Origin of the sequence: Fictibacillus sp. NRS-1165 (genome assembly GCF_050468105.1) — a bacterium.
Lineage (GTDB): Bacteria > Bacillota > Bacilli > Bacillales > Fictibacillaceae > Fictibacillus_C > Fictibacillus_C terrinigri.
Genome location: NZ_JBDPNU010000192.1, coordinates 1 through 793 on the forward strand (window position 1 = coordinate 1; position 793 = coordinate 793).

The window sequence follows — 793 nt, forward strand, 5'->3', positions numbered from 1 at the left end:
GGAATATGCACTAAAACCATTAGGGATTAATTGTTTCATATTGGCTAACTTTTTAAGATTGGATCGGCGATAGAGGGTATCATTGGCATCTTGATCAAGGGCATTTTGCATATGAGTGCTATGAGTAACTGCACCTCCGGCTTCAAGTGCAGCTGTTACAAACACTGCTTCTACCAATTCTTCAAGGGATGCACCCGATGTTTTGGCATTACGGGTATGCACATCAATACAATAAGGACACTCAGTTGCGTGCGCCACAGCGACAGCAATAATTTCTTTATCCTTTTTTGTAAGAACGCCTTCTTGCATTACGGTTCTACTAAAATTTTCGTACGCTTGCTGTTGTGCAGGAGCTAATTCGCCCAGCTTAGCAAGATGACGTAGGTTTTCCCTCTGATATAAGTTGTTTGCCATCATTCATATTCCTCTCTTAAAAACTGCTTATTTTAAATTCAAAGTCCATCCTTTATTACTTCCTAAGATTCACCTTGGCCTGTTCCATTTTTTTATACTATCCATTTTGAATAAGAGTATTCAAAGCTTGTCAAGCCGTATTTTATAAATTAAAAATCAGTAGGTATTTTCTTGGACATAGAGCCGCCTGCTTTTTCCTGCCAGGTATGCAGCTGATACCGGTTTACAAAACTTTGCGAACAACAAAGAAAACCCCAGGTGAAAAGTGCAATTGTAGGTAAACCCTTACCGCATCATTTAATATAAAAATAGGAAACATTTTAGAAATTATTGCATAAAAAATAGTTTAAATTGAGATGTTATGTAAAAAAGGAGGTGA

Annotated in this window: 1 protein-coding gene; it reads right to left on the reverse strand. The window is 37.3% G+C overall.

Annotated elements, in window-relative coordinates; all coding sequences use genetic code 11:
- The coding region (locus tag ABHN01_RS25825; RefSeq protein ID WP_429877917.1) for a carboxymuconolactone decarboxylase family protein at nucleotides 1-417 on the reverse strand (417 nt) is incomplete at its 3' end.
- Between the last annotated feature and the right edge of the window lie 376 nt (nucleotides 418-793).